The sequence below is a fragment of the Brevundimonas sp. genome (assembly GCF_035998205.1).
Classification (GTDB): domain Bacteria; phylum Pseudomonadota; class Alphaproteobacteria; order Caulobacterales; family Caulobacteraceae; genus Brevundimonas.
In genome coordinates this window covers 433474-457673 of the sequence record NZ_DASYHT010000005.1, presented here as the reverse complement: position 1 = coordinate 457673, position 24200 = coordinate 433474, and the positions used below count along the sequence as shown (strand labels likewise).

Sequence of the window (24200 nt, the reverse complement as noted above, 5' to 3'; positions counted from 1 at the left end):
AGCAGGGGCGGACGCGCCCTGCCAAGGCGCTCAGCGGCGTTCGGCCAGCCGCAGCAGGGGGGTGGACGAGACCCCGTGCAGCACGATCGAGCCGAGGATGACCAGCCCGACCACCGCCCAGAGCCGCTCGCTGGAGCCGAAGTCGCCGTGGTTCAGCCCATAGGCGACGTAGTAGACCGTGCCGATGCCGCGGATGCCGAAGAAGGCGATGGCCGCCTTCTCGCGCCGCTTCAGCCCGGTGCCGAACAGGGAGGCGTAGCCCGCCAGGGGCCGCACCAGCAGCAGGATGGCCAGGGCCACGAGCCCGTCGGTCCAGGTCAGGGCGTCGAACAGGCCGTTGGCGATGGCCCCGCCGAACAGCACCAGCAGCAACAGCATGAGCAGCTTCTCGACCTGTTCGGCGAAGTCGTGGAGCTCCCGGTGATAGTCATGCTCCCGCTCGGCGTTGCGGATGGTCAGGGCGGCGACGAACACGGCGAGGAAGCCGTAGCCGTGCACCACCTCGGTCAGGGCATAGGCCAGCAGGGTGGCGCCCAGCGCCACCAGACCGTCGGCGACGCCCGCCAGGGCGTTCGGCCGGCCGCTGAACATCAGCCAGCCGAGCCCCCGGCCGACCAGAACCCCCATGCCGAGCCCGGCCGCCAGCTTCCAGACCACGTCGACGAGGGCCCATTCCGCCAGCTGCGGGCCGAGGGCGAGGCCGCCCGCCGCCGCGACGATGGCCAGGTTGACGAAGGGAAAGGCCAGGGCGTCATTCAGTCCGGCCTCGGCGGTCAGGTGAAAGCGCACCTCGCTGTTCTCGCCCGAGCCCGGCGGGCCCGTCTGGACATCGGCGGCCAGCACCGGATCGGTCGGGGCCAGCGACGCCCCGAGCAGCAGCGCCATCGGCAGGCTGAAGCCCAGCGCGCCCACGCCCAGCCAGGCGACCAGAGCGATGGTGAGCGGCATGGCGATGGCCAGAAGTCGCCAGGTCGCGCCCCAGGCCTTCCAGCCCAGCCGCCGGTCCAGCTTCAGCCCCGCCCCCATCAGCGAGACGATGACCACCAGCTCGGCCATCCGCTCGGTCACGGTGTCGAAGGTGCGCGGGTCCGGGTTGAACGCCAGCCAGCCGAGGCTGAACACGCCGTAGCCGATGGCCACGCAGAGGATCGCCAGCGACACGGGCAGACGCTTCAGACCCGCAGGCCCCCAGCTGACCAGGATCACCAGCGCGCCCAGCCCGAGCAGGAACAGGATGTAGGGGTCCGGCGTCAGGGCCCCGGCCTCGAACACCCTAGAGGTCCGCCTTCGACAGGATCAGCGTCGCGTTGGTGCCGCCGAAGCCGAAGCTGTTGGACATCACCGTGGTCAGCTCGCCGTCGTGGCGGGCGCGCAGGATCGGCATGCCGTCGAACTCGGGGTCGAGGGTCTGGATGTGGGCGCTCTCGGCGGCGAAGCCGTTCTGCAGCATCAGCAGGCTGTAGATCGCCTCCTGGGCCCCGGCGGCGCCGAGGCTGTGGCCGGTCAGGGACTTGGTCGAGGAGATCATCGGCGCGGCGTCGCCGAAGACGTTGCGCACCGCGCCCATCTCCTTGCTGTCGCCCACCGGGGTCGAGGTGCCGTGCGGGTTGAGGTAGTCGATGCGCCGGTTGCCGGCCATCTCCATGGCCAGCCGCATGCAGCGCTCGGCGCCCTCACCCGACGGGGCGACCATGTCGTAGCCGTCCGAGTTGGCGGCGTGGCCGACCACCTCGGCGATGATGCTGGCGCCGCGCGCCTTCGCGCGCTCGTACTCTTCCAGCACGACGATGCCGGCGCCGCCGGCGATGACGAAGCCGTCGCGGTCGACGTCATAGGCGCGGCTGGCCACGGCCGGGGTGTCGTTGAACTTCGACGACATGGCGCCCATGGCGTCGAACAGGTTGGACATGGACCAGTCGAGGTCCTCGCAGCCCCCGGCGAAGACCACGTCCTGGCGGCCCCAGGCGATCTGGTCGGCGGCGGCGCCGATGCAGTGGGCGCTGGTGGCGCAGGCCGAGCTGATCGAATAGTTCACGCCCTTGAGCTCGAACCAGGTCGCCAGCACCGCCGAGGGGCCCGAGGCCATGGCCTTGGGCACGGCGAACGGGCCGATGCGCTTGGGGCCCTTCTCGCGGGTGATCTGGGCCGCCTCGAGGATGACGCGGGTCGAGGGGCCGCCCTCGCCGACGATCAGGCCGATGCGCGGATCCTTGATCTCCTCCGGCGTCAGGCCGGACGAGGCCAGCGCCTCCTCGAAGGCGATGTGGGCCCAGGCGGTGCCGGCGGCGAGGAAGCGGGCGGCGCGGCGGTCGACCTTCTCGCTCCAGTCGCCGATGGCCGGCGGGGCGTGCACCTGGCAGCGGAAACCTAGCTCGGCGTACTCCGGCGCGGCGACCACGCCCGAGCGCGCCTGGCGCAGGCTATCGGTCACCTCGCGGGCGTTACCGCCGATGGAGGAGACGATGCCGAGACCGGTGACGACGACACGCCGCATGCGGATGAACCTTCCCTATCAGATCTTGCAGATGGGCGATCTGGCGCCGCCCCTCAAGTCAACTCAGCCGGCGGACGCGTCGTCGCCGTCTTTCGCCTGGAACAGGCCGACGCGCATGTCCTGGCAGGTGTAGATGACCTCGCCGTCGGCCTCGAGCACGCCGTCGGCGATGCCCATGACGAGGCGACGGTTGATGACGCGCTTGAGGTGGACCTTGTAGACCACCTTGCGGATGTCCGGCGTCACCTGGCCGGTGAACTTGACCTCGCCGACGCCCAGCGCCCGGCCGCGGCCCGGGGCCCCGGTCCAGCCGAGGAAGAAGCCGACCAGCTGCCACATGGCGTCCAGGCCAAGGCAGCCCGGCATCACCGGGTCGTTGATGAAGTGGCACTGGAAGAACCAGAGGTCCGGATGGATATCCAGCTCGGCCTCGACATAGCCCTTGCCGTGCTCGCCGCCGTCGCCGGTGATGGTGGTGATGCGGTCGAACATCAGCATCGGCGGGGCCGGCAGCTGGGCGTTGCCCGCGCCGAACAGCTCGCCGCGGCCCGAAGCCAGCAGGGCGTCGCGGTCAAACGCGCCGGGATAGGGGGAAGTGATCACGCATCGGCCTCCAGTCGTCTGGGGCCGTGCCTATACGACGCAGGCCGCCGGCTCAACGCCTCGGAGTGCCCGGAGGTCCGACCGGGGCCAGGGCGTCGCACAGGGCCGGCTCCGCCGCGCCCCACACCGCGTCCTGCGGAATCCAGCCCTTCAGGCGACCTGCGGCGACCCGGCACCAGCCGTCCTCGCAGTCATCCATGGCGATCAGGGCCCGCGCCGACAGCCGGGCCACGACCCGCGTTTCGCTGTCCGGGCGGGCATGCAGGTCGACGGGCCGCATCGCCGGATTGAAGGCGCTGCGCCGGCTGGAGACGACGCTGCGGTGGACCCAGGCGACGGCCCCGTCAGGGTCGCAGATCTTGCGCCATTCGCGGGTCTCGGCCACCACCTGCACCGGCAGGCGGGCGGCGCGGTACTCCCACAGGATACGGTGATCCAGCCCCGGGCCGGCGCGGGCCCGCACCTCGTCCGACTTGAGGCTGAGCCAGCGCGGCACCGGCAGGCCGGTGGGCGTGGGCCGGCCGTCGGGCATGGTCGCGGCCCCGGCGAGGCCGAGGACGAGGGGCGCGAGCGGCAACAGGATGAGGAAGCGACGCATCGGGCTTTGGACGGCGGCGGCGGCTTTGCTAGAGACCCTGTAACCCGCCGTGAGCGCGGGCCTCGAGGGAACAGCCCAGATGTCCGCCCGCAAGCTTAAGGTCGTCTTAACCCGCCGCCTGCCCGACGCGGTCGAGACCCGCATGCGCGAGCTGTTCGACGCCGAGCTGAACCTCGCCGACCGGCCGTTCGACCGCGCCGCCCTGGCCGACGCCCTGCAGCGGGCCGAGGTGCTGGTGCCGACCATCACCGACCGCCTCGACGCGGACCTCATCGCCGGGGCCGGCGACCAGCTGAAGATGATCGCCAACTTCGGCGCCGGGGTGGATCACATCGACGTCGAGGCCGCCGTCGGCCGCGGCCTGATCGTCACCAACACCCCCGGCGTCCTGACCGAGGACACCGCCGATCTGGCCATGAGCCTGATCCTCGCCGTCAGCCGGCGCATCGTCGAGGGCGCGGCGGTGATGGCCCGCGGCGAGTTCCAGGGCTGGACCCCGACCTGGATGTGCGGCCGCAAGCTGTGGGGCAAGCGGCTGGGCATCGTCGGCATGGGCCGCATCGGCCAGGCCCTCGCCCGGCGCGCCCGCGCCTTCGGGCTGCAGGTTCACTACCACAACCGCAAGCGCGTCTCGGCGGCGGTCGAGGAGGAGCTGTCGGCCACCTGGTGGGACGATCTCGACCAGATGCTGTCGCGCATGGACGTCATCTCGCTGAACTGCCCGGCGACGCGCGAGACCCACCACCTGATGTCGGCGGCGCGGCTGGCCCGGCTGCAGCCGCATGCGATCCTCATCAACACCGCCCGCGGCGAGCTGATCGACGAGGCGGCGCTGGCGGAGGCGGTCGCCGCCGGGCGGCTGTCGGGGGTCGGGCTGGACGTGTTCGAGCATGAGCCGGAGGTCCATCCCGGCCTGCGCGACCGGGCCAATGTGGTGCTGCTGCCCCACCTCGGCTCGGCCACCCAGGAAGCGCGCCAGGACATGGGCGACCGGGTCATCCTCAACCTCATGACCTTCCAGAACGGGCACCGCCCGCCGGACCGCGTCATTCCGGCCATGCTCTGAGGTCTTCGACGCCGACGACGGGCCCGCTGTCTTCGAGGCAGCGCAATTCGGTGGTAGGCGTTAACGGATAGCGTCAAGCTGGAGAGCCGTTTTGCGCCGTTTCCTCGTCTGGTCCGCCCTGGCCGCGCTGGTCGGCCTGGTCCTCGCCGTCGGCGGCTACTGGGCTTACTGGAACTTCCATGCCCGCTTCCAGCCGGTCACGATCACCCGTGGCCAGGCCGAGATCCAGCGCCTGCTCGACGAGGCCTCGTGGCTGTCGCCGGGCGGCGGCGGCGAGCCGCTGTACGTCATCACCTTCCGCGACAACACCGCCGGCCAGCGCTACGAGGCCGAGGAATTCCCCAAGCTGCGCGCCGCCGGGGCCGAGCCGCGCGTGATCGTCTTCGCCCGCGCCGACCGCGAGGGCCTGGCCCAGTCGACCGCCGCCGAGCGCGCCACCGTGGCCGAGCTGTGGCTGAGCCGCGACTGGGACCTCTACGCCCGCTGGACCGCCACCCCGTCGCGCGACTGGACCGCTACGGGCGTGCCCGCCGCCGACGGCAACCTCGCACGCTCGGCGGTGGTGCTGGCCGGGCGCGAGTTCGTCGACCGGCTGGGCGCCCTGCTGCAGGACAACGGCGTGCCGTCCGGCTATCCGATCGTGCTGTGGCGCGACCGGGAGGGCTTCCTCAAGGCCTGCGCCTGCGCCGACAGCCGCTCCTGGGTCTTCATCCGCGATGATCTCGGCGCGCCGGACGCGGTGCGCGAGACGGTCCCGCCCGCCGACCTGCCGGACATCGGCCCGACGGACGCCGCGGCCGCGACCCCGCCCTATCCCGAACTGACCGGGCCCCTGCCCGAGCTGCCGGCCGAGGCCAGCCCGCCGCCCGAGGGCACGACCCCCGCCCCGGCCCCGCCCGAGGCGCGCCAGGACGCCGAGACGACGTTCTTCTGAGAGGCCCCCGCATGACATCGAAAGCCATCGACGCCATGAAGGCCCTCGCCCGGGGCTTCCGGCAGGGCTGGCGCGAGGGGCGGCTGTCTTCCCGGACCCTCGTGACGATCGCGACCGCGGCGGCGATCGTCACCGCCGCGGGCCTGATCCTCGCCCGCGCCGCCGGTCAGATGATCTGAGTCACAGCACCCGGGCGCAGACCTCGACCAGCCGGTCGACATCCTCCGGGTCCTGGTAGACGCCGAAGCCGAAGCGCAGGATGTCCTCGCGCACGTCGGTGACGACATTGGCCTCCAGCAGCTTCGCGCGCCAGGCCTGGGCCTCCGGATGGCGGACGGCGAGGAAGCGCGCGCGCGGCCCGTCCCCGACCACCGGATTGACGATCTCCGCCCCGGCCAGCCGGCCGGCCGCGCCCGCGGCGATGGCCGCCTGGAAGCGCGTCTGCAGCGCCAGGGCGTGCTCGCTGATCGCCGCCGTGGTCAGCCCCTCGGCGTCCAGCCTCCGCCGCACGAAGTTGAAGCGGTACAGGGGCGTGAAGTCATAGGTGGCGCCGAGGAAACGCCCGGCGTCGGCGCGGTACTGCACCCCGTCCGGCGGACCCTGCAGATTGCCGAACTCCGCGAACCAGCCGGTGATCACCGGACGCTCGCAGAAGCCCGGCGGCGCGTGCAGCAGCCCGGCCCCCTCGCCGCTCATGGCGTATTTGTAGCCGCCGGAGACGTAGAAGATGCGGTCCGCCACCGCCGACAGGTCGGTGGGGACGGCCATGAAACCGTGATAGCCGTCGACCACCACCCACGGCCCCTCCGGCCGGGCGAGGTCCGCCAGCCCGGCGATCCCGTCGAAGCTCCAGCCGCTGCGGAAGAACACCTGGCTGACCACGATCAGGTCGAAGGCGCCGTCGCGCGCCGCGGCGAGAAAGCGTTCGGCCAGGGTCTCGACCGGCGCGGTCGGCACGCGGGTGACCACCGCCTCGCCCGCCTCCTCCCAGCGCGCGGCCTGGCGCCGGAAGGCGTGGAACTCGCCGTCGGTGGTGAGGATGCGCGCCGGGCGCCGGTCCAGACCGGACACCAGCCGCACCAGAAAGTCGTGGGTCGATCCGGCGAAGGCCACGGTCGAGGGGTCCGGCAGGGCCAGCTCGCGCGCCACATGCGCCTGGGCCTCCGGCCAGACCTCGCCGAACAGCAGGTCCCACTTGCGGTCGGCGTGACGGTTGGCGTCCTCCCACGCCTGCATCTGTCCCTCGAAGCTGGCGTCGGGCCACAGATGGTGGCTGTGCGCGGCGAAGTGCAGCCGGCCGGGGTTGAGGGCGAGGGCGCGGGAAAACAGCGGCTTGAAGCTCATGCGCCTGTCTTCGCAGACCCCGGGAGGGAGGCAAAGGGGGGTGGCGACGCGTCGCCCCCGGCCCGCTAGGCGCCGGGCCTCACCGTGCTACGGTCCGGCCCGCCAACGTATGGGGAGTTCACGCATGGCCCGTTCCGCCGCCGCCCGTCTTCGTCTTGTCCTCGGGGTCTCGCTGCTCAGCCTGACCGCCGCCGCAGGCTCGGCCTCGGCCCAGCAGGCCCCGATCGTCCAGCCCGGGGCCCCCGGCCAGCCGGTGCGGGCGATCACGGCGGAGGAGGCGACGCGCATCGCCGACAACCGCTACTCGGCCGACGACGTGGCCTTCATGCAGGGCATGATCCACCACCACCAGCAGGCGGTGGAGATGGCGGCGCTGGTGCGCGGCCGCACCAACCGGCCGGAGCTGGTCGACATCGCCGGCCGCATCGACGCCTCGCAGGGCGACGAGATCGCCTTCATGCGCAGCTGGCTGACCGAGCGCGGCGAGCACGCCCCCGATCCGACCGCGGATCACGGCGCCCACGCGGCTCACGGCGGTCATGACGCCCACGCCGGCCATGCGGACCATGCCGGTCACGCGAGCCATGGCGCGCCGGCCGTGATGGCCATGGCCGGCATGGCCACCCCGGCGCAGATGGCCGAGCTGGCCGCCGCCGAGGGCGTCGCCTTCGACCGCCTGTTCCTGCGCCTGATGATCGCCCACCACGAGGGGGCGGTGGAGATGGTCTCCGACCTGTTCTCGCGGTCCGGCTCGGCCTACGACCCGGTGCTGTACGACTTCGCCAACGACATCACCAACGAGCAGCAGGCCGAGATCCGGCGCATGACCACCCTGCTGCGGGGCCTGTCCGACGATCCGCGCTCGACCCTGGCGGCGGGCTTCCGCGACGCCGGCGAGGCGGCCTCGAACCTGCGTCTGGCCCACACCCTGCCCAAGCCGGTCGGCTTCTACGACGCCACCAACCCGGCCGGCCTGCCGCCGGCCATTCCGGCCGAGGAAGCCCGCGGCGGCGACGCCCGCGGCAGCAATGACCCGGGCGAGGGCCGCTTCGGCCAGCGCGGGCCGTTCCTCAACTTCGCCAACACCGACCTGGCCTTCTCCGGCAACCTGATGGCGGTCGGCAACTACCACGGCTTCAGCCTGTACCGTCTGGCCGACGGCCAGGCCCCGGCGCTGGTCAGCTCGGTGGTCTGTCCCGGCGGCCAGGGCGACGTCTCCATCGTCGGCGACCTGCTGATCATGTCGGTCGAACAGACCAGCGGCCGGGTCGACTGCGGCCGCCAGGGCGTGACCGAGCGGGTCAGCCCCGAGCGCTTCCGCGGCCTGCGCATCTTCGACATCTCCAACCCGGTCGCCCCGGCCCAGGTCGGCCAGGTCCAGACCTGCCGCGGCTCGCACACCCACTCGGTGGTCTCGGCCGATGAACGCAGCATCGTCGTCTACAACTCCGGCACCGCCGGGGTGCGCGACGAACGCGAGCTGCCCGGCTGCGTCGGGGCCCTGCTCGGCGACGACCGCACCGCCCTGTTCAGCATCGACGTGATCGAGATCCCAGTGGCCAACCCGGCCGCCGCGCGCATCGTCGACAGCCCGCGCGTCTTCGCCGATGACGCCACCGGCCGCATCTCCGGCCTGTGGCAGGGCGGCGACCACGGCGAGGGCACCCAGACCACCAGCCGCACCGACCAGTGCCACGACATCACCGTCTTCCCGAGCGCCAACCTCGCGGCCGGCGCCTGCTCGGGCAACGGCATCATCCTCGACATCTCCGACCCGCGCGCCCCGCGCCGGATCGATGCGGTGAACGACCCCGGCTTCGCCTACTGGCACTCGGCCACCTTCAGCAACGACGGGACCAAGGTGATCTTCACCGACGAGTGGGGCGGCGGGGTGCGGCCGCGCTGCCGCGTGCAGGACCCGGTGACCTGGGGCGCCAACGCCATCTACGACATCGTCGACGGCAAGCTGGAACGCCGCGGCTACTACAAGATCCCGGCTCCGCAATCGGACGTGGAGAACTGCGTCGCCCACAACGGCTCGATCGTGCCGGTGCCGGGCCGCGACGTGTTCGTCCAGGCCTGGTACCAGGGCGGCGTCTCGGTGCTGGACTTCACCGACTCCACCAACCCCTTCGAGATCGCCTTCTTCGACCGCGGTCCGATCGACGCCCGCCACTCCATCGTCGGCGGCTACTGGTCGACCTACTGGTATGACGGCCGCATCTACGGCACCGAGATCGTGCGCGGCCTCGACGTGCTGGAGCTGACGCCCAGCGAACACCTCACCGCCAACGAGATCGCCGCGGCGGCCATGGCCGACCAGGGCGGGACCTTCAACCCGCAGCAGCAGTTCCCGGTGCGCTGGCCGGCCCACCCGGTCATCGCCCGCGCCTACATGGACCAGCTGGCCCGCACTTCCAGCCTCGACGCGGCCCTGGCCGGCGAGCTGACCGCGGCCCTGGCCCGGGCCGAGGCGCGGATGCAGGCAGGCGGGCGCGACGCCGCCGTGGCCGGCGAGCTGCGGGCCCTGGCCGGCCGCCTGCCGGCGAGCGGCGACGCGGCGGCGCAGCGGCGTCTGACGGCGCTGGGCGAGACCCTCGGCGGCATCGCCGCCGCCCTCTGAGGCATGGACCGGACGGCGGCGGGCTCAGGTCCAGCCGCCGTCCACCACATAGTGCTGGTTGGTGATCGCCCCGGCCGCTTCCGAGGCGAGGAAGACCACCACCCGGGCCACGTCGTCCGGGACCAGCCGGCGCTTCAGGCACTGGTTGCGGTAGATCTCCTGCTCGGTCTCGGGCGTGACCCACAGGGCCAGCTGGCGCTCGGTCATGATCCAGCCCGGGGCGACGGCGTTGACCCGCACCCCGTGCTCGCCGAAGTCGCGGGCCAGCGACCGGGTCAGGCCCAGCACCGCCGACTTGCAGGCGGTGTAGGCCGCCATGCCGCCCTGGCCGATCATCCACGAGGTCGAGCCGAGATTGACGATGGCCCCGCCGCCGCCGGCGATCATGTCCGGCAGCACCGCCTGGGCGGCGAAGAACTGGTGCTTGAGGTTCACCGCCACCCGCTGGTCCCAGTAGGCCTCGGTGACCTCCAGCGTGGCGTGGCGCTCGTCATGGGCGGCGTTGTTGACCAGCACCTGGATCGGCCCCTGCGCCGCGCGCACCGCGGCGACCGCCGCCTTGAGCGCCGGCACATCGGTCAGGTCGCAGGCGACGAAGGTCAGCCGCGGCCCCAGCTCGGCGGCCAGGGCCTCGCCGCGGGCGACGTCGAGGTCCAGCACCCCGACGCGGCAGCCCTGGGCGTGGAAGGCGCGGGCGATGGCCTCGCCGATGCCCCCGGCCCCGCCGGTGACCAGCACGGTGCGATCATTCAGATCGGAATAGATGGCGCTCATGCGGGCTGGCTCCGGGGGCGCGGCGCGACCGGCGGGGCGCCGAGGTCGTCCGACAGGGCGGCGGTCACCTCCAGCATCCGCTGCAGCACCGCCTCGGCCGGCGGCGTCGGCGGGGTCCGGTCGATGTAGGGGATGATCAGGGTGGCCTCGATGCCGTCAGGACCGAGGATCGGCGCGGCCAGATCGGTCACCCCGCGCACGAAATCGCTCGGGCGCACCGCATGCCCGGCCGCGCCGGCCGCAGAGGCCGCGGCCACGAACCGGCGGACCCGCTGAACGCCGAAAGCCGCCTCGAGCCGCGCATGCAGCGCCGCGCGGGCGACCGGTCCGGCGAGGCCATAGAACAGCAGGCCCGAGGTCGCCTCGATGAGATTGCGGCGGTAGCCGACCCGGACCGAGTAGCCGAGGTCGCCGGGCGCCTCGACCCGGGCGATGACCACGATCTGGTCGTCTGTGGGCACCACCAGATGGCAGGACTGGGTGACGTCCTCCGCCAGCGCCTTCATCTGGGGCAGCGCCAGCTCCGTCAGGTTGCGGGTCGGAGCCCGCGCCAGGCCCAGGGTGAACAGCCGGTTGCTCAGGCTGTAGGTCCCGCCGGACTGTTCGATGTAGCCGCGGAACTCCAGCACCTGGATCATGCGGAACAGCTCGCTGACCGAACGGCCGAGCGCGACGGACATCTGCGAGGGCGTCATGGGCTCGCCGCGCGCCGCCAGCAGCTCCAGAACATCCAGCCCCTTCTCAAGCGCCGGGGCGCGGTACTTGCGCTCGGCCTCAAGGTGGTCTTCGCTCATCAGCCATCCTCCTGCAGGGGCAGCCTAGGCAGTCCGCCGAGTTGCCGCCAGTGAAATCGCCCAGCGCCCATGAAATAGACGTTGCGGGGGCCGCCGCCAGCGCCTAGCGTCGCGCCAGGCCCCGGAACAGGGGCTGTCGGGAGGGGAGGTCCCATGTCGCTCGAACCGCTGGATCTGGCGATCCTCGGCGTCTACGCCGTATCGATCTTCGCGCTGGCCCAGTGGGTGTCGCGCGAACGGCCCGGTCACGCCAAGACCACCACCGACTATTTCCTCGCGTCCAAGAGCCTGCCGTGGTGGGCCATCGGCGCCTCGCTGATCGCCGCCAACATCTCGGCCGAACAGATCATCGGCATGTCCGGCTCGGGCTATGTCATCGGCCTGGCCATCGCCTCCTACGAATGGATGGCGGCCCTGACCCTGCTGATCGTCGGCAAGTTCTTCCTGCCGATCTTCCTGCGCAACCAGATCGTCACCATGCCCCAGTTCCTGGAGCAGCGGTACGGCCCGCGCATCCGCTCGGTCATGGCCGTGTTCTGGCTGGTGCTCTACGTCTTCGTGAACATCACCTCGATCCTGTGGCTCGGGGCCCTGGCCATCACCACCGTCTCGGGCGTCGACCAGACCCTCGCCCTGATCGCCCTGGCCGTGTTCGGCCTGGCCTACCAGCTGTGGGGCGGGCTCAAGGCCGTGGCCCTGACCGACGCGGTGCAGGTGACGATCCTCGTGGTCGGCGGCCTGATCATCGCCTGGGTCATGCTCGGCCAGATCGGCGGCGACGCCGGGGTGACCGGCGGCTTCACCCGGCTGGTCACCGAGTTCCCCGAAAAGTTCGACATGATCCTGTCGCCCGACAGCCCGCACTACGCGGCCCTGCCGGGGATCGCCGTGCTGGTCGGCGGCCTGTGGGTGATGAACCTCAGCTACTGGGGCTTCAACCAGTACATCATCCAGCGGGCGCTGGCGGCGACCAGCCTCGACGAGGCGCAGAAGGGCATCGCCTTCGCCGCCTGGCTCAAGCTGCTGATGCCGCTGATCGTGGTGCTGCCGGGTCTGGCGGCGCTGGTGCTGGCCCCCGATCTGGCCCGGCCCGACCAGGCCTATCCGACCATGATGGCCCTGCTGCCGGCCGGTCTGAAGGGCCTCGTCTTCGCCGCCCTCGTGGCCGCCATCATCGGCACCCTCGGCTCGCTGGTGAACTCGATCTCGACCATCTTCACCCTCGACCTCTACGCCAAGGTGCGGCCGAACCAGGACCAGAAGCATCTGGTGTTCGTCGGCCGGCTGGCCGCCGTCGTGGCCATGACCGTCGGCGCCCTGACGGCCCAGCCGCTGCTCGGGGCCTTCGATCAGGCCTTCCAGTTCATCCAGGAGTTCACCGGCTTCTTCACCCCGGGCATCGTCGTCATCTTCCTGCTCGGCCTGTTCTGGAAGCGGGCGTCGGAGGCCGGCGCCCTGACCGCGGCCATCCTGTCGGTCCTGCTGTCAGCCGGCTTCTGGTGGCTGCAGAGCACGGGGCAGTTCCTGCTGCCCTTCATGAACCGGGTCAGCATCGTCTTCGTCGTCTCGCTGCTGGCGGCGGTGATCGTGTCGCTGCTGGTCCCGCCGCGCGAGGGCTCGCTGCGCATCGCCTTCGACGGCATCAGCTACCGCACCTCGGCGGCGTTCAACCTCGCCGCGGCCGGGGTCATCGCCTTCCTGATCGGCGTCTATGCCCTCTGGTGGTGAGATGACGGACGGGGCCGCCCTGATCGGGGTCGACTGGGGCGGCAGCAATCTGCGCGTCTTCCGCATCGCGCCCGGCGGCGACATCCTCGCCGTGCGCGAGGACGCCCGCGGGGCCGCCGGCCGGGCCCCCGAGGCCTTCGCCCCGACCCTGCGGGAGCTCGCCGGGGACTGGCTGGAAGGCGACCTGCCGGTGCGCATCTGCGGCATGGCCGGGGCCCGCGGCGGCTGGACCGAGGCCCCTTACGCCGTCGCCCCGGCGGGGGCCGCCGAGCTCGCCGCCGCCCTCGTCGCGCCCTCCCCCGCGCCCGGGCTCGATGCGGCCCGGCTGGTCCCCGGCGTCTCGGTCTGGCGCGACGGCAAGCTGGCCGATGTGATGCGCGGCGAGGAGACCCAGGTGCTGGGCCTCGACCTGCCGCCCGGCCGTCGCCGCGTCGTCGCCCCCGGCACCCACGGCAAGTGGATCACCGTCGAGGACGGCCGCATCCTGAACCTGCGCACCTTCGTCACCGGCGAGCTGTTCCAGGCGGTGCGCTGGGGCGCCGTGCTGGGGGCCGGCCTCGGCGATCCGGGGGTCGACGCCGACGCCTTCGCCGCCGGGGTGCGCCGGGCCCTCGACGAGCCCGACCTGACCGCCGCCCTGTTCGCCCTGCGCGTCGAGCAGCTGGCCGGCCGGCTCGAGCTGCGCGGCGCCGCCGACTTCCTGTCCGGCCTGCTGATCGGGGCCGAGGCGGCGGCGGCGCGCGGCGACCTGGCCACCCCCGTCACCCTCGTCGGGGCCGGCCCGCTGGTCGCGGCCTACACCACCGCCCTGGGCATCGCCGGCTTCAGCGATGTGACGGCGGTGGACGGGCAGGCCGCCGCCGCGCGCGGCCTGTGGCGCATTCACGAGGCGGAGACCGCATGATCGGGATTCTGGACGAGCTGCCGCTGGTGGCGATCCTGCGCCGGCTGGTCCCGGAGGAGGCGGTCGAGGTCGGCGAGGCTCTGGTCGCCGCCGGCTTCCGCACGCTGGAGGTGCCGCTCAACTCGCCGCGGCCGCTGGAGAGTATCGCCCGCCTGGCCGAGGCCCTGGGCGACCGGGCCATCGTCGGGGCCGGCACGGTGCTGACCCCGGCCGAGGCCCATGCGGTGGCCGACGCCGGCGGCCGGCTGATGGTCTCGCCCAATACCGACGCCGCCGTCATCGCCGCGGCGCGGGACCGCAACATGCTGGCCCTGCCCGGGGTGTTCACCGCCACCGAGGCCTTCGCCGCCCTCGCCGCCGGGGCCGACGCGCTCAAGCTGTTCCCGGCCGAGATCGCCGGGCCGGCGGGGCTGAAGGCCCTGCGCGCGGTGCTGCCCGCGGGAACCCGGGTCTATGCCGTCGGCGGGGTGAGCCCGGAGACCATCCCCGCCTGGCGCGCCGCCGGCGCCTCGGGCGCGGGGCTGGGCTCGGCCCTGTTCACCCCCGGCCGCAGCGCCGCCGAGGTCGGGGAACGCGCCGCCGCCTTCGTTTCCGCCTGGCGCGCGGCCAACTGATCCGGCCAAGGGTTCGATCCCGGACGAAAATGGTCTAGAGCGGCGCCCGTCCCCCCCCCCCTCCGACGGACCGACCCCTCATGCCCGCCGCGCCCGACTTTCCGCCCGCTCCCGATCACATCGCCCCGCGCCGGGCGCTGATCTCCCTGTCCGACAAGAGCGGCCTCGAGGCGGCGGCCCGCGCCCTGCACGCCCGCGGCGTGGAGCTGGTCTCGACCGGCGGCACCCGGGCGGCGATCGCCGGCTTCGGCCTGCCGGTGAAGGACGTGGCCGAGCTGACCGGCTTCCCGGAGATGATGGACGGCCGGGTCAAGACCCTGCACCCCGTCGTCCACGGCGGCCTTCTGGGCGTGCGCGACGCCGCGGAGCACAAGGCGGCGATGGAGGCCCACGGCATCGGCGCCATCGATATCGTCTGGATCGACCTCTATCCGTTCGAGCAGACCGTGGCCGCCGGCGGCGGCTTCGAGGCGGCCATCGAGAACATCGACATCGGCGGCCCGGCCATGATCCGCTCGGGCTCCAAGAACCACGGCTATGTCGCCGTCGCCGTCGACGCCGAGGGCATGGACCGCATTCTCGCCGCGCTGGCGGCCGACGGCGCCACCTCGCTGGCCCTGCGCAAGCAGCTGGCGGCCCGCGCCTTCGCCCGCACCGCCGCCTATGACGCCGCCGTGTCCGGCTGGTTCGCCGGCCAGATCGGCGACGCCGCCCCCGCCCGCAAGACCCTCGCCGGCAGCCTCGCCCAGACCCTGCGCTACGGCGAGAACCCGCACCAGACCGGCGCCTTCTACCGCACCGGGGAGCGTCGCCCCGGCGTGGCCTCGGCCGAACAGATCCAGGGCAAGGAGCTGGGCTACAACAACATCGCCGACGCCGACGCGGCCTGGGAGCTGGTGGCCGAGTTCGACCGCCCGGCCTGCGTCATCGTCAAGCACGCCAACCCGTGCGGCGTGGCCCTCGGCGCCGACCTCGGCGAGGCCTACGCCCGCGCCCTCGCCTGCGATCCGGTCTCGGCCTTCGGCGGCGTCATCGCCGTCAACCGGCCCCTGACCGCCGCCGACGCCCGCGCCATCACCGACATCTTCACCGAGGTGGTGATCGCCCCCGGAGCCGACGCCGGCGCGCGCGAGGTGTTCGCGGCGAAGAAGAACCTGCGCCTGCTGCTGACCGACGGCCTGCCCGATCCGCTGGCCCCCGGCGAGGTGTTCCGCTCCGTCGGCGGCGGCCTGCTGGTGCAGGCGCGCGACACCGCCCGCATCACCGCCGCGGACCTGAAGATCGTCACGAAGCGCCAGCCGACCCCGACCGAGATCCAGGACATGCTGTTCGCCTTCGTGGTGGCCAAGCACGTCAAGTCGAACGCCATCGTCTACGCCCGCAACGGCCAGACGGCGGGCATCGGCGCCGGCCAGATGAACCGCCGCGACTCCGCCCGCATCGCCGCCCTGCGCGCCGCCGAGGCGGGCGAGGCCGCCGGGCTGGGCCGCTCGCTGGCCGAGGGCTCGGCCTGCGCGTCGGAGGCCTTCTTCCCGTTCGCCGACGGCCTGCTGGAGGCGGTCGCCGCCGGGGCCACGGCGGTGATCCAGCCGGGCGGGTCGATCCGCGACGCCGAGGTCATCGCCGCCGCCGACGAGAAGGGCGTGGCCATGGCCTTCACCGGCGTGCGGGTTTTCCGGCACTGAATCTTGCGCTGGGGCGGGATCGGGCGCACCTCGGGCGCATGTCCGAGACGCCTGCGCCCGCCGCCCCGCCCCTGAACACCCTCGTCACCGGCCTGCGCTGCCGCTGCCCGCGCTGCGGCAAGGGCCCGGTGCTGCGCGGCTTCCTCAAGGTGCGCGAGGCCTGCCCGGCGTGCGGGCTGGACTACAGTTTCGCCGACCCGGCCGACGGCCCGGCCTTCTTCGGCATGAGCCTCGTCGGCCTGTTCGGCATGATCGCCTTCATGGCCTTCGAGTTCACCGTGCAGCCGCCGATCTGGGTGCACATGGTGGTGACCTTCCCCCTGCTGATCGTCGCCTGCCTCGCCGTCCTGCCCCCGCTCAAGGGCTGGATGGTCGCCGAGCAATACGTCCGCAAGGCCGCCGAGGCCGAGTGGGAGAGCACCGGCAAATCCTGACCGGCCTTGCCTTTCCGGGCGCCGCACCGCACAACGGGGTTGCAACCTGGACCCGGCCGCGACCGGGTGGCTACCCCGGGCGCCGATCCCCCGGGAAACTGACACGCCCGATCCGCTGACGCCCCGCCCCGCCGGGAGCCAGGGTCGCGCGCGCCCTGTGTGGACCCCTTCATGTCCGTTCTTCAGTCCGCCCGCCAGCAGTGGCTGGCCCATCCGCGCCGCGACCTGCTGGCCGGGACCGTCGTGGCGCTCGCCCTGATCCCCGAGGCGATCGCCTTCTCCATCATCGCCGGGGTCGATCCCGCCGTCGGCCTCTACGCCAGCGTCATCATCGCCGTGACCATCGCCTTCACCGGCGGCCGGCCGGCGATGATCTCCGCCGCCACCGGGGCCATGGCCCTGCTGATGGTCACCCTCGTGCGCGACCACGGGCTGGAATACCTGTTCGCCGCCTCGATCCTGACCGGGGTGTTCCAGATCGGCGTCGGCCTGCTGAAGCTCGGCCGCTACATCCGCTTTGTCTCGAAGTCGGTGATGACCGGCTTCGTCAACTCGCTGGCCATCCTGATCTTCCTGGCCCAGCTGCCCGAGCTGGTCGGGGCCGGCTGGACCACTTACGCCCTCGTCGCCGGCGGCCTGGCCATCATCTACGGCCTGCCGCGCCTGACGAAGGCCGTGCCCTCGGCCCTGGTCGCCATCATCGCCATCAGCGCCCTGGTCATCTGGACCGGGCTGGACGTGCGCACCGTCGGCGACATGGGCGAACTGCCCACCACCCTGCCGATGTTCCACATTCCCATGGTGCCCCTGACCTGGGAGACCCTCGCCATCATCGCCCCGGTGGCGGCGACCCTGGCGTTCGTCGGCCTGCTGGAGAGCCTGCTCACCGCCAACCTGCTGGACGACATCACCGACACCCCCTCGGACAAGGACCGCGAAACCCGCGGCCAGGGCATCGCCAACATCGCCGCGGGCTTCTTCGGCGGCATGGCCGGCTGCGCCATGATCGGCCAGTCGATCATCAACGTCACCTCCGGCGCGCGCGGGCGTCTGTCGACCCTGTGGGCCGGGGTGCTGCTGCTGATCCTGATCCTCGGCCTGCAGACCTGGGTGGCGCAGATCCCCATGGCGGCGCTGGTGGCCGTGATGATCATGGTCTCGATCGGCACCTTCGACTGGGGCTCGGTGCTGAAACTGCGATCCACGCCGCCGCAGTCCGCCATCGTCATGATCGCCACCACCGTCACCGTGGTGCTGACCCACGACCTGTCCAAGGGGGTTGTGCTGGGGGTGCTGCTCTCGGCGATCTTCTTCATGCGCAAGGTCGGCAAGACCATCGTGGTGGAGAGCGTCGAAACGCCGGAGCCCGGTCATCTGCGCTACCGGGTGTCGGGCAATCTGTTCTTCGCCTCGGCCGACGTCTTCGCCGCCAGCTTCGAGCATCACGGCCACCCGACCCACGTCGAGATCGACATGTCCGACGCCCACCTGTGGGACGTCACCGGCGTCGCCGCCGTCGACAAGGTGGTGTTCCGCTATCGCCGGCAGGGGGCGAAGGTCGCCGTGCGCGGCATGAATGCGGCAGCGCAGACCCTCGTCACCCGCACCGGCCGCCACGACAAGGAGCATCTGCCCGGCGCCGCCGCGCACTGAGTCTCTCTCCTCCCCCATAGCAAAGCGTATGGGGGAGGGGGCGACCGTAAGCGCTGCGCCTGAACTCGCCCCCTCTACCGCCGTCATCCTCGGACCCGATCCGAAGATCGGGGGTCGGGGCGGCGCGAGCCTGGCCGGCGATGTGCGACGGTCGGCGCGATCCTCGGGTCAAGCCCGAGGATGACGAACCGGTTCAGGCCCGGGGAAGACGGAGGGGCCGGTCAAGGGATCAGATGAAAGCCCTCCCCCTCAAGGGGGGAGGGTTGGGTGGGGGTGAGTTCGCGACGCCTCCTGGCTGGCCCGGGAGGCGGGACCGCCGCCCGCGCTTCTTCCGTCGAGCGCAGCGCGCGCACCCCCATCCCCGACCCTTCCCCCCTCGAGGGGGAAGGGAGTCGGACGATCCGCCAGCCCTGGCGCGACCGTCACCCCCCCGCCAGGCACCAGGCCAGCACGGCCTTCTGGGCGTGGATGCGGTTCTCGGCCTCGTCCCAGACCACCGAGCGCGGGCCGTCGATGACCGCGTCGGTGACCTCCTCGCCGCGGTGGGCGGGCAGGCAGTGCAGGAACAGGGCGTCCGGCGCGGCCAGGTCCATCAGGGCGTCGTCGACGGTGTAGCCCTCGAACGCCTCCAGCCGCTCTTCATAGTCCTGGTCGCCCATCGACACCCAGGTGTCAGTGACCACCACATCGGCGCCGGCCACGGCCTCGCGCGGGTCGCCGGTCAGGTGCACCGCCGCCCCGCCCTTCTGCAGGTCGAACAGGTCCGGATGGTATTCGGCCGGGCAGGCGACGTTCAGGGTGAAGCCGAACTTCGGCGCCGCATGGATGAAGCTGGCGCAGACATTGTTGCCGTCGCCGACCCAGGCGATGGTCTTGCCGGCCACCGGCCCGCGATGCTCCTCGATGGTCTGCAGGTCGGCGAGGATCTGGCACGGGTGGCTGCGGTCGGTCAGGCCGTTGATCACCGGCACGGTCGAGATGCGGGCGAAGTTCTCCACGTCCTCGTGCCGGTTGGCGCGGATCATCACCGCATCGACCATACGCGACAGCACCCGCGCCGTATCCTCGACCGGCTCGCCGCGGCCCAGCTGCATGTCCGAGGCGGTGGCGATGATCGAGGCCCCGCCCAGCTGGCGGATGGCGGCGTCGAAGCTGAAGCGGGTGCGGGTCGAGTTCTTCTCGAAGATCATCGCCAGCACATGGTCCCGCGCCGGCGCATCCGCGTCCGGCCGCCCCTTCGGCCAGCCCTTCCGCGCCGCCTTGCGCGCATGGGCGTCATCCAGAATGGCGCGGAGCTCCGACCCGTCGAGCCGATGAATGTCGAGGAAGTGGCGGGTCATCTGGGGGCGCGGCTCACAAGAAAGAGGGTTCATCACGGAGAGCACGGAGATGTCACAGAGGACACGGAGGTTGTCGAGAGCGCGGACGCGCGCCGTCACAACACCAGGCGCCGCAGGCCATCCTTCAGTCGGCTCACATTGAAGTTCACCAGATAGCCGAGCCTCAGGCCGCTGAACCTGAGATAGGTCAGGACCTGAGCCGTATGGATCGACGCCAGGGCGTCGATCGCCTTGATTTCGATGATCACGGCGCGTTCGACGAGCAAATCCAGGCGAAAGCCGACGTCGAGCCGGGCGTTGCGATAACTCAGCGGGATCCCGACCTGGCGCTCCGCCGCCATGCCTCGCGCCGTTAGCTCTTCGAACAGGCAGGCTTCATAGACGGATTCCAGAAGCCCCGGTCCCAGCGCGGTATGCACGGCGAACGCGGCATCGATCGCCGCCCTGCCAAGCCGGTCTGTCTCCTCGGGAAGCGGCTCACGACCTCCGTGTTCTCCGTGCATCCCTCGGTGCTCTCTGTGATGAACCTGCCCCTTGAAGGGCGCTAAGCCGCCGCCTTGGTCCGGGCCGCCTCGCAGGTGCGTTCCAGCTTGCTGATGACCTCGCGGGCCTCGTCCAGCGTCAGGGTCAGGGGCGGCAGCAGGCGCACGCAGTTGTCGCCGCCGCCGGCGACCAGCAGCTGCTGCCCGTCGCGGGCCCAGGCCATGAACTCGCGATTGTTCGGGACCAGCTTGACCCCGATCAGCAGCCCCTTGCCGCGGATGTCGACGATGATGTCCGGGAAGCGTTCCTTCAGCCCGTGCAGCTGCTGCTTGAGATAGCCCGCCACCTCGTTGACGTGGGCCAGGGTCTCCGGCTTGGAGATCTCGTCATAGGCGGCCAGCCCGACGGCCATGGCCAGCGGATTTCCGCCGAAGGTCGAGCCGTGCACCCCGACCGTCATGCCCTTGGCCGCCTCGGCGCTGGCGAGGCAGGCCCCGACGGGGAAGCCGCCGCCCAGGGCCTTGGCCACGGCCATGATGTCCGGCGCCATGCCGGCCCACTCATGGGCCCACAGCTTGCCGGTGCGGCCCATGCCGCACTGAACCTCGTCGAAGATGATCAGCACGCCGTGCTGGTCGCACAGCTCGCGCAGGCCCCGCAGGCAGCTCTCGGGGATGGCCCGGGCCCCGCCCTCGCCCTGCACCGGCTCGACGATGATCGCCGCCGTGGTCGGGGTGGCGATGGCCGCCTTGAGGGCGTCATGGTCGCCGAAGGTCAGCTGGGTGTAGCCCGGCAGGCGCGGGCCGAAGCCCTCGACATAGCCCGGGTTCCCGGCGGCGTTGATCGCCGCATACGACCGGCCGTGGAACGAGCCGTCGAAGCCGTAGATCTCGACCCGCTCCGGCTGACCGTTGGCGGTGTGATACTTGCGCGCCGTCTTCAGGGCGCACTCGACCGCCTCGGTGCCCGAGTTGGTGAAGAACACCGCGTCGGCGAAGCTGTCGGCGCACAGCCGGTCGGCCAGCTCCTCCTGCCCGGGGATGCGGAAGATGTTGGACACGTGCCACAGCTTCTCGGCCTGGGCCTTGACCGCCTCGACCAGCCGCGGATGGGCGTGGCCCAGGGCGTTGGTGGCGATGCCCGCCACGCAGTCGAGATAGGCCGTGCCGTCCGTGGCGTAGAGGCGGGCGCCCTCGCCGCGCTCCACCTCCAGCGGCGCGCGATTGTAGACACCCATGATGTGACCGGACACGGCAGGCTCCTCGTGGCAGGGGCGCGCGCCCGGAAGGGGCGCGTCAGAGGCCTGGCGTTGTCGAACCGCGCCCGGTCTTAGTCAACACCGCCCGGCGTCACTCCTCGCGGGCGATGCGCAAGGCCAGATCGGCGATGAAGCCGCCGAAGCGCTGCACCGCCTCGCCGTCGAACAGGGCGAGGTCGTCGCCGGGCGAGTGGATGCGCTGGAACACCGGCGGCACGAAGCCCTCGCGCAGGCCCGGCGTCTCGCCGCCGTTGAACGCCAGCCACATCTGGTGGGCCCCGACGGCGTCCTGGGTCCCCAGCGACAGCACCGGCAGGCCGGCGGCCGAGAAGACCCGGTCGTCGCTGGGCGGATAGACCGGGAAGCCGACGCAGGTCACGGCCCGCTCGGCGCACTGCAGCCGCAGGGCGCGCAGCACGCCGGTCGACTGCGGCCCGTTGTTCTCGCCGTACATGATGGTCTCGCCATAGGCGGCGACGTCGGCGTTGATGACCGCGGCGATGCGCGACCGGTCGGCGGCCTCCAGCCACTTGCGCGCGCCGATCAGGCCCAGCTCCTCCTGGTCGGTCAGGACGAAGACGAAGCGGTGCGAGGTCGGCTGGCCGGCCAGCCCCTCCTGCAGCGCCCCGGCCGCCGTGATCATGGCCAGCACCCCGCCGGCGTTGTCGACGATGCCCTGGGAGAAGGCCCCGCCGTTCAGCGGTACGGCGTCATAGTGGGCGGTCAGGACGATGTCGCGCGGCCCCGCGCCGAGGGTGACGATGACGTTGCGCCCGGCCATCGGCCCGGTGCGGGCCGTGCCGCCGTCGAAGGTCTGGACCTCGAACGGCAGGCCCGCGGCGGTCAGCTGGGCGGTCAGCACCTCGAAGCGCGCGGCATTGGACGGCTGCACCCAGGCGGCCGCGGCGGTCTCCAGCGCGGCCGGGTCGCCGACGGGCGATTGCGCCAGGCTCGGCGTGGCGGCCAGCAGGGCGACGGCGAGCGCGGCGCCGAACAGGGTACGGGTCATGGGGTCCTCCTCCGGAGGCCGCATGTCGGGCGGACGGCGCCCCGCCGTCAAGCGGGCGTCCGCCTGAAGGCCCCTCCGTCCGGTCGCTGCGCGCCCGGCCACCTCCCCATTGCATGGGGAGGAGAGGCGCCTTTCCTCCCCACGTGAGTGGGGAGGGGGACCGCGAAGCGGTGGAGGGGCCCGGTCGCCAGGGCGACCGGCGGGCGGTGGAGGGGCGAACGCGCCCCACCCCGCCGTCAGCTCTTCAGACGCCAGCCAGTGCGGAACAGGGTCCAGCAGACGCCGGCCATGACCACCGTCAGCCCGAGGCTCAGCGCCACCCCGACCGCGAGGCTACCCTCGGCCTGGCCGATGAAGCCGTAGCGGAAGCCGTCGATCAGGTAGAACATCGGGTTGAAGTGGCTGATGGTGGCGAACGGCTCGGGCAGGTTCTCGACCAGGTAGAAGGCCCCGGACAGGAAGGTCATGGGCATGACCACGAAGTTCTGCACCGCCGCCAGGTGGTCGAACTTCTCCGACCACAGGCCGGCCACCACGCCGATCAGCCCCATCAGCAGCGAGGCGATGACGGCGAAGTAGACGAGGGCCGCCACATTGGCGACGCCCAGCCGGGCGAAGGGCAGCACGCACACCGCCGTCACCAGCCCGACCACCAGCCCGCGCGTGGCGGCGCCCAGCGAGAAGCCGACGGCCAGCTCCAGCGGGCTCAGCGGCGGCGTCAGAAAGTCGGTCGCCGTGCCCATGATCTTGGCCTGGATCAGGCTGGACGAGGCGTTGGCGAAGGCGTTGTTGAGCATGGCCATCATGATCAGGCCGGGGGCCACGAACTCGGCGAAGGGCGTGCCGTGCAGCGGCGGCCGCGCCCCCTGCAGGGCGACCACGAAGACCATCATGTAGAGCAGGGTCGTCACGACCGGCGCGGCGACGGTCTGGGCCCCGACCTTCCAGAAGCGCCGCACCTCGCGCAGGTACAGGGTGCGCACCCCGATCCAGTTGACGCCGGTGTAGGTCCGCGGCTGCGGCGGGCCCTGATCCTTGAGCGAGGCGAGGTCGGTCATGGCCGCGCAGATGCGCCCTGGCGCGCGCGGGCGCAAGGGCGGGGGCGCAAGGCGCCGGGGGGCGGTCCGAGCCGGCGCCCGCCAAAGCGCCGTCTACATCTGGTTTCTGTGGACAGGACTGGCGCCACATGTTGCGCCCGTTTACGTCTGGTTTACGATTAGTTGTGGCTCAGGGCGGCGGCGCCGTCCGAGAACATCAATATCTTGAATCCCTGCGGCGGAGGGCGGCATGTCTCAAGGATGGACCGAGGAGCGGGTCGGAGCGCTGAAGAAGCTCTGGCTCGAAGGGCAGTCGGCGAGCCAGATCGCCAAGGCGCTCGGCGGCGGCGTGACGCGCAACGCCGTGATCGGCAAGGTGCACCGCCTCGGCCTGTCGGGCCGCGCGGCCCCGTCGCAGCCGGTCCGCACCACCTTCCGCGCCCCGCGCCCGCGGCCCCAGCCGACGGTCCAGCCCAGCGCGCCCCGTCGCATCGAGGCGGCCCAGCCGCGCGTGGCGGCCCCGGTCCAGCCGACCCCGGTGGTCGCGCCCGACCTGCCCGGCACCGCCACGGTGCTGACCCTCGGCGCCCACATGTGCAAGTGGCCGATCGGCGACCCGGGCTCGGACGGCTTCAGCTTCTGCGGCCGGCGCGCCGCCGAGGGCGTCTACTGCGTCGAGCACGCGCGGGTCGCCTATCAACCGCAGGCCCGCAAGGGCAAGGACGGCGGCTCCGAGCTGGCCCGCTCGCTCCGTCGCTACATCTGAGGTCGCTACATCTGGAAGCGGGCGCGCCCGGCCGGTCTCACCCGGCTGTGGCGCGCCTG

General features: G+C 72.0%; 23 protein-coding genes and 1 other annotated feature. Of the genes, 11 read left to right on the top strand and 12 right to left on the bottom strand.

What is annotated here, in order from left to right; translation table 11 throughout:
• Positions 1-30: 30 nt before the first annotated feature.
• From VGN74_RS09530 to VGN74_RS09515, 4 genes are all read right to left on the bottom strand, one after another.
• Positions 31-1272, bottom strand: coding sequence for a cation:proton antiporter (locus VGN74_RS09530; RefSeq protein ID WP_327447495.1), 1242 nt, complete (start codon positions 1270-1272; stop codon positions 31-33).
• A gap of 1 nt (position 1273) precedes the next feature.
• A complete protein-coding gene (gene fabB / locus VGN74_RS09525; RefSeq protein ID WP_327447494.1) occupies positions 1274-2494 on the bottom strand; it encodes a beta-ketoacyl-ACP synthase I in 1221 nt (406 codons plus the stop codon).
• 63 nt (positions 2495-2557) lie between these two features.
• Positions 2558-3097, bottom strand: a complete 540-nt coding sequence (gene fabA, locus VGN74_RS09520) for a 3-hydroxyacyl-[acyl-carrier-protein] dehydratase FabA (RefSeq protein WP_327447493.1) — start codon at positions 3095-3097, stop codon at positions 2558-2560.
• Between the two features lie 52 nt (positions 3098-3149).
• A complete protein-coding gene (locus VGN74_RS09515) occupies positions 3150-3695 on the bottom strand; it encodes an SH3 domain-containing protein (protein ID WP_327447491.1) in 546 nt (181 codons plus the stop codon).
• 79 nt (positions 3696-3774) lie between these two features.
• On the opposite strand from VGN74_RS09515, the gene VGN74_RS09510 reads away from it, so the two are divergent.
• The 3 genes from VGN74_RS09510 (at position 3775) to VGN74_RS09500 (ending at position 5874) form a co-directional block, all read left to right on the top strand.
• Positions 3775-4761 carry a D-glycerate dehydrogenase gene (locus VGN74_RS09510; protein ID WP_327447489.1) on the top strand — a complete coding sequence of 329 codons (987 nt, stop codon included), beginning with the start codon at positions 3775-3777 and terminating at the stop codon, positions 4759-4761.
• Between the two features lie 91 nt (positions 4762-4852).
• Positions 4853-5695, top strand: coding sequence for a hypothetical protein (locus VGN74_RS09505; protein ID WP_327447487.1), 843 nt, complete (start codon positions 4853-4855; stop codon positions 5693-5695).
• An 11-nt stretch (positions 5696-5706) separates the two neighbouring features.
• Positions 5707-5874 carry a hypothetical protein gene (locus tag VGN74_RS09500; protein ID WP_327447486.1) on the top strand — a complete coding sequence of 56 codons (168 nt, stop codon included), beginning with the start codon at positions 5707-5709 and terminating at the stop codon, positions 5872-5874.
• A gap of 1 nt (position 5875) precedes the next feature.
• Here VGN74_RS09500 and VGN74_RS09495 read toward each other — a convergent pair whose 3' ends face one another.
• Positions 5876-7039 (bottom strand): class V aminotransferase, encoded by a 1164-nt coding sequence (locus VGN74_RS09495; protein WP_327447484.1) that lies wholly within the window; start codon positions 7037-7039, stop codon positions 5876-5878.
• A gap of 124 nt (positions 7040-7163) precedes the next feature.
• Here VGN74_RS09495 and VGN74_RS09490 point away from each other — a divergent pair, with 124 nt between their 5' ends.
• The gene (locus VGN74_RS09490; protein WP_327447482.1) at positions 7164-9662 is read left to right on the top strand and encodes a DUF305 domain-containing protein; all 2499 of its coding nucleotides are present in this window, start codon (positions 7164-7166) and stop codon (positions 9660-9662) included.
• A gap of 24 nt (positions 9663-9686) precedes the next feature.
• On the opposite strand, the gene VGN74_RS09485 is transcribed toward VGN74_RS09490, so the two are convergent.
• Together VGN74_RS09485 and VGN74_RS09480 are read right to left on the bottom strand one after the other, a co-directional pair.
• Positions 9687-10436, bottom strand: a complete 750-nt coding sequence (locus tag VGN74_RS09485) for an SDR family oxidoreductase (protein ID WP_327447480.1) — start codon at positions 10434-10436, stop codon at positions 9687-9689.
• Positions 10433-11230 carry an IclR family transcriptional regulator gene (locus VGN74_RS09480; RefSeq protein ID WP_327447478.1) on the bottom strand — a complete coding sequence of 266 codons (798 nt, stop codon included), beginning with the start codon at positions 11228-11230 and terminating at the stop codon, positions 10433-10435. Before VGN74_RS09480 ends, VGN74_RS09485 begins: the two co-directional genes overlap by 4 nt.
• A 153-nt stretch (positions 11231-11383) precedes the next feature.
• Here VGN74_RS09480 and VGN74_RS09475 point away from each other — a divergent pair, with 153 nt between their 5' ends.
• The 6 genes from VGN74_RS09475 to VGN74_RS09450 all read left to right on the top strand — a co-directional run bounded on the left by VGN74_RS09475 (position 11384) and on the right by VGN74_RS09450 (position 18248).
• Positions 11384-12958, top strand: coding sequence for a sodium/sugar symporter (locus VGN74_RS09475; protein WP_327447476.1), 1575 nt, complete (start codon positions 11384-11386; stop codon positions 12956-12958).
• A 1-nt stretch (position 12959) separates the two neighbouring features.
• A complete protein-coding gene (locus tag VGN74_RS09470; protein WP_327447473.1) occupies positions 12960-13862 on the top strand; it encodes a 2-dehydro-3-deoxygalactonokinase in 903 nt (300 codons plus the stop codon).
• A complete protein-coding gene (locus tag VGN74_RS09465) occupies positions 13859-14476 on the top strand; it encodes a 2-dehydro-3-deoxy-6-phosphogalactonate aldolase (protein ID WP_327447471.1) in 618 nt (205 codons plus the stop codon). Before VGN74_RS09470 ends, VGN74_RS09465 begins: the two co-directional genes overlap by 4 nt.
• Before the next feature lie 80 nt (positions 14477-14556).
• A complete protein-coding gene (gene purH, locus VGN74_RS09460; RefSeq protein WP_327447469.1) occupies positions 14557-16161 on the top strand; it encodes a bifunctional phosphoribosylaminoimidazolecarboxamide formyltransferase/IMP cyclohydrolase in 1605 nt (534 codons plus the stop codon).
• A 38-nt stretch (positions 16162-16199) separates the two neighbouring features.
• Entirely contained in the window at positions 16200-16595 is a 396-nt protein-coding gene (locus VGN74_RS09455) for a DUF983 domain-containing protein (protein WP_327447467.1), read from the top strand.
• A gap of 45 nt (positions 16596-16640) precedes the next feature.
• Positions 16641-16695 (top strand) — a sequence feature (sul1 is cis-regulatory element that is thought to sense ions involved in sulfur or methionine metabolism; They are found in Alphaproteobacteria).
• Positions 16696-16766: 71 nt separating this feature from the next.
• Positions 16767-18248: a SulP family inorganic anion transporter gene (locus VGN74_RS09450; protein ID WP_327447466.1), complete on the top strand. Its 1482-nt coding sequence runs from the start codon at positions 16767-16769 to the stop codon at positions 18246-18248.
• Positions 18249-18670: 422 nt separating this feature from the next.
• Here VGN74_RS09450 and argF read toward each other — a convergent pair whose 3' ends face one another.
• The 5 genes from argF to VGN74_RS09425 form a co-directional block, all read right to left on the bottom strand.
• Positions 18671-19588: an ornithine carbamoyltransferase gene (gene argF / locus VGN74_RS09445; protein WP_327447464.1), complete on the bottom strand. Its 918-nt coding sequence runs from the start codon at positions 19586-19588 to the stop codon at positions 18671-18673.
• Between the two features lie 95 nt (positions 19589-19683).
• Positions 19684-20091 carry a GxxExxY protein gene (locus tag VGN74_RS09440; protein ID WP_327447462.1) on the bottom strand — a complete coding sequence of 136 codons (408 nt, stop codon included), beginning with the start codon at positions 20089-20091 and terminating at the stop codon, positions 19684-19686.
• Between the two features lie 41 nt (positions 20092-20132).
• Positions 20133-21308, bottom strand: coding sequence for an aspartate aminotransferase family protein (locus VGN74_RS09435; protein ID WP_327447728.1), 1176 nt, complete (start codon positions 21306-21308; stop codon positions 20133-20135).
• 112 nt (positions 21309-21420) lie between these two features.
• The gene (locus VGN74_RS09430) at positions 21421-22338 is read right to left on the bottom strand and encodes a M28 family metallopeptidase (RefSeq protein ID WP_327447460.1); all 918 of its coding nucleotides are present in this window, start codon (positions 22336-22338) and stop codon (positions 21421-21423) included.
• Positions 22339-22574: 236 nt separating this feature from the next.
• Positions 22575-23396, bottom strand: coding sequence for an ABC transporter permease (locus VGN74_RS09425; RefSeq protein WP_327447458.1), 822 nt, complete (start codon positions 23394-23396; stop codon positions 22575-22577).
• A 229-nt stretch (positions 23397-23625) separates the two neighbouring features.
• On the opposite strand from VGN74_RS09425, the gene VGN74_RS09420 reads away from it, so the two are divergent.
• Entirely contained in the window at positions 23626-24141 is a 516-nt protein-coding gene (locus VGN74_RS09420; protein ID WP_327447455.1) for a GcrA family cell cycle regulator, read from the top strand.
• Positions 24142-24200 lie beyond the last annotated feature (59 nt).